This is a genomic window from Wenyingzhuangia sp., from assembly GCF_039768515.1.
GTDB lineage: Bacteria > Bacteroidota > Bacteroidia > Flavobacteriales > Flavobacteriaceae > Wenyingzhuangia.
On sequence record NZ_JBDNAI010000052.1, the window covers coordinates 1 to 4962 of the forward strand.

Sequence of the window (4962 nt, forward strand, 5' to 3'; positions counted from 1 at the left end):
AATTTCATTAGCTGCTTCTGCAAGTATCAAAAATAATTCTGTGTATCTGAAATACACACTTGCATGACCTTTTCCTGTTTTGGTACCATCACTAGCTAGTACAACATCAGGGCGTAATAATTTTTTAAGATAATATCCTGTAGTCGTAGACAATTCAGCAATAGAATCTAATCGATCAATTTTACCACCAACACCAGTATTAATTAAAGCCCCAAAAGATGTTTTTCCATTGACAACCACAAACTTTTCTAATCTGGGATCTCTATTTTCATATGGAGCTTGAGGATCGTAATCACTTGTAGAAACATCAATTGGAGTACCATCAGACATAGGAAATGCATCTACAAAATTTTGTGTTGGATTGATTTCACCTTTCCCATTTAAAGAAGGAGGAAACATTCTTTCCTCATAAGCAGAACTGTTTCCACCGAGGGAACCACGCCACAGCATTTCATCATCATTTTTGATGTTGTTATCTGAAGTATAAAATTCTAAACCACTTGGAGATAGACCTGAAGTTCCTCCAATAGATTCTAATATGTCACCCGCATATTCAGCTGCTAACTCATAATAGCCTTGACCATCCAAAAAAGATGGGCTCGCTGCAAAAAGAGCTAATCTTGCTTTTAAAGCCTTGACTATTCTACCCGAAATACGCAAATTGTATTGAGAACCATTTACTCTTTGATAGGTACCAACATCTACTCCATCATATTTGGCGTCTATACTACCAGCATCATTATTATAATCTGTTGGCAATAACTCTAAAGCATCATCAAAGTCTTTCATGATAGCTTCTACTGTTTCTTCAAAGGTCAGTCGAGGAGTATCAAAGTTTCCATCAGATGCTATAAATTCAGTAAAATAGGGTACTCCTAACAATTCACCTGAAGTACTTTTTCCTGCATGCCCTTGAAGTGCATAGAAATGATGTAATCCTCTTAATGCTAAAGCCTCTCCTTTTAAACGGGCATTGAACAAGGTATCGGCTACTTCATCTCTACTCCAAACTATCTGATCAGCATCAATAATTTGTAAAAACTTGTTAGCCCAAAATACTCTCTCGTAATTACCCCATCGTGAGGCTGGGTTAAATTGAGCATTTAACTCCCCAAGAGCCATTCTCTTATAATTATTAGTCAACTGATTGCTAACTGCATCGTCAGTAGCAGCCTCTGAAAAAGAAAACTGACTCACTAAACCGGTATACGCGTTTAGTAATATCCCCTCCGCAGATTCAGGATCTGTACTAACGTAGTCAAAATTTAGCCTATTCTCATCAATAGGCTCAGGCTCACAACCAATGATGCTGGAAAAAACCAACACAAGCAATGTATATTTTGTTAAATTTCTCATTTTATCTCTAAATTTTGTTTTGTATTAAAATGACACTCTTAAACCTAAAGTAAAATTCCTGGTTAGAGGAGTTGTACCGATTCTTAATTGACGAATATCTCTGTCTTTTGCTATTTCAAACAAATTAGACCCAGACACATTGACACTCAAGTCTTCAACACTAAGCTTATCACACAAATTGTCTCCTAATTCATAAGTTAGCTGAGCACGATTGATGCTGAAGTAACTAGTGTCATAAGTCCAAAATGTAGAAGATCTAAAGTTGTTTTGACTTGCTTGATTTGACAGCCTTGGAAAAGTAGCAGTATCAGCAGTTTCAGGGGTCCATCGCCCTAAAACAACATCTGAATACTTAACATTTCCGTTAACAGCATAGTAATTGTTAAAAGAATTACTCAATTTACTTCCTAATCCTCCGGTTTGACCCGTTCCAAGGACAAATAAATTAAAAGCTTTATACTTTACGTTCAAATTTAATCCATAAGACCATGGACTACTAGACTGACCAATAGCCACCTGGTCATCTTGATCAATAATATTATCATTATTCTGATCTTGATATTTTAAATCTCCTGGTTGAACATCTCCAAAATTTGGAACTGGTAAACCTTCATTTAACATGTAATTTCCATCTCCATCTAAACTAAAGTCATCTACAGCATAAAAACCTTGATCAACTAGGCCAAACATAGTAGAAAGTTCCTTTCCAGCTCTATTTTGATAATCAAACTCATACGTTTCAGATCTCTTCATAGCTTCAGTCTGACTATATAATACATTGGCACCAACGCTTAAAGATAAATCATTAATAGTTTTATTATAATTCATTCCTATTTCAAAACCTGTGTATAAATTTTTATTAAAATTATCATAAGGTCTAAAATCTCCATAGAATGATGGATATTGATTTTGCAAGAAGGTAAGTTGCTTATCTAGCTCAGTATTAAAGTAATTCGCTTCTATCCAAAGTGAATTCATCAAATAACTTTCAAAACCAATATTTAAGTCTATACGCTCTTCAAATCCTAAGTTTGGATTTGCACCTTGAGAGATGTCTTGTCTTAAGTTAGAATTTTGAGTAGAACTACCATCAGCCCATATAAATCTACCTCCGGTATTAGAATAGTTCTCATCATATAAATAGTATTGATTGATTCCTAAATCAGACTTAATAATACCTCCAGATGTCTTTACTTTTAAATAATTGACGAAGTCACTATCCTTTAGGAAAGATTCCTCACTTAAAATATATGCCAAACCGATGGTCGGTGATAAATCACCTCTGTTTCCTTCCGGTAACTTTATAGAGTGTGTGTAGGTACCACTAAAATCTACAAATAATTTTTGCTTGAAATTATAAGCCATTTGGAATCCTAGGTGTGAATCTATATCTGTTTGTATGACATCATTCGTGTTTGTTGAATTGTAATAAGCCAACAAAGTAGAGTTAAAAGAATGATCTTCATTGAATGTTTTATCATAGTTGACCAAACCGTAAAAACCAAATCTAGAAACAAAACCGTTGGTACTTACAGATTCTGTTAAATCTTTAAGGTCTTCACCAAAAATACGGGATCCATCTACCCCAAAATTGTTAACTTTTTCTTCTCCCCACTCCGGAGCATAAGTCTTAAACTGATTTGCCAGAGTGATGTTGTAAGAATCATAAAAATCAAAACTTAAATACGTTTTTGCTGATAATCCCTCGGCTATTTCGTCTAAATCAAAATTTATTGAATTGTTAAATTGTGTTGAACGAAAAACTGTACTTTGATACCCTCCGGCTATCGCTAAAGCAACTGGTGCATTCGCACCAAACTCTTGTGAAGTTCCCAAAAGCATTCCATTGTTATACTGTCTTGCAGCCTGTACTTGACCAACCACAATAGGATTGGAGTTTTCAATCAAATCTAGTGGGATAAATGGGGCATAAGCATCTGGTCTAAAAGTAGTCGCAGCATCTAAAATATTTGCTCTTGAAGATTTATTAACACTCACAATAGCGATACCGTCAAGGCTACTAGTAATCCAATCATTTACTTTAAAATCGATATTTCCTCTAACATTAAATCGGTTAACACCCTCGTTAATATCATCATTAAGGTTTACCCATGCGCTGCTACGATTCCAACCCATATTAACATAATACTGATTGTCATCATTACCTCCTGAAAACTCAGTGATAATATTTGTAGTGTTTATAAAAGGCTCAACATAATCATACAAATCTACATCTGGATACTTGTAAGGGTTTACTCCGCTTCTTGTATTTTGAATGAGTTCTGGTGAGAATCCAACAAGATTCAAATCTTGACCATCATTGGCTAATGCTTCATTACGAAGTTCAAAAGTAGTTGCAGCGTCAAGATAATTTGGTAACGAAATTGCGGTTCTTATTCCTGAACGTACATTAACGTTGATTTCCTTTTTATTAACTTTACCTCTTTTGGTATTGATCACAATTACACCATTTCTAGCCTGACTTCCATAAAGCGCAACTGCATTAGCATCTTTTAATATAGTGATCTGGTCTACCTCTTCCATATTTAAAATATTAGGGTCACGACCAATAACACCATCAATAACAAACACAGCATTCCCTAATCCTCTTACGTTAGAGGACCCTCTCATTCCTAAGGTCAAACCATTTATATAATCTCTTACCCATTGCGTATTGTCATAAACATGACGGTCTTTTACGTTAACAGAGGAGACAGCTCCTACGATTTCACGACGGTTTTTTGTGGCAACTCCCATCTTGATTACATCATCATCTGAAGCAAGAAATGTAGACTTTTGCAGAGTGATATCACCCCCTAAATCATATGCCTTAATAAGCTCAGATTCGTATCCTTCTTTCTTAATAACTACCGTTTCATAACTTAGCAGTTTGATCTCAAACTCACCGTCATCATTTGTAAATGACTGAACACCATTAGGTGCATAAACACCAACATTACTTAGAGGATTTCCCTGTTCATCGACAACAACTGCGGTTACTGCTGTACCTTTATTTTGAGCTATTGCTACATTACAAAAGCACAATAAGATAAAGCTTAGTAGCCTAACCAACCTATTTAATTTATTTATCTTCATTTTTTTTTCTTTAAATTAGTTAAAACGAATTTATTACCATCCTGGGTTTTGATCAAAACCTTCGTAAATTTGTGTCTGCTTGGCCTCAAATGGTAACCAATAATGCTTAGGATATTCACAAATTCTGTCTACAAGAAGCCTCGCAACAAAATTGGTTTGATTTTCACTAAAATCTAAGGCTGTCTTTATTCTGTACTGATCTAGATGTGCTACACCCCAACGACGAATATCTACCCATCTGTGGGCTTCATAACACAATTCAACAGCTCTTTCTCTTCTTAGTTCATCCATAAATTTATTGGAATCCCCTACAATAGCGGAATCTACACTTGGAATACCTGCTCTATCTCTAAACAGGTTTACAGTTGCTTCCGCAGTTAAACCATAAGAATCTGGTGCCGCAGTTGCTCCCTTAGAAGCATGTAATGCCTCAGCGTACATCAAATAAACATCTGTAAGCCTCATGTGCATACGCATTCCAGCATATTCCTTTATGATAGGGTTAAATTC

The 4962-nt window shown here is 35.4% G+C and carries 3 protein-coding genes; all 3 read right to left on the minus strand.

The features are described from left to right. Positions 1-1356 (minus strand): RagB/SusD family nutrient uptake outer membrane protein (locus tag ABF281_RS03300; protein ID WP_347180276.1); only part of this gene is annotated, 1356 nt, incomplete at its 3' end. Between the two features lie 24 nt (positions 1357-1380). Then, a complete protein-coding gene (locus ABF281_RS03305; protein WP_347180277.1) occupies positions 1381-4452 on the minus strand; it encodes a SusC/RagA family TonB-linked outer membrane protein in 3072 nt (1023 codons plus the stop codon). A 33-nt stretch (positions 4453-4485) separates the two neighbouring features. Next, a partial coding sequence (locus tag ABF281_RS03310; protein WP_347180278.1) for a RagB/SusD family nutrient uptake outer membrane protein occupies positions 4486-4962 on the minus strand: 477 nt, incomplete at its 5' end.

Excerpts from the sequence above, each read along its gene's own strand:
- ABF281_RS03305 (WP_347180277.1), bottom strand. The coding sequence starts at position 4,452 with ATGAAGATAAATAAATTAAATAGGTTGGTTAGGCTACTAAGCTTTATC.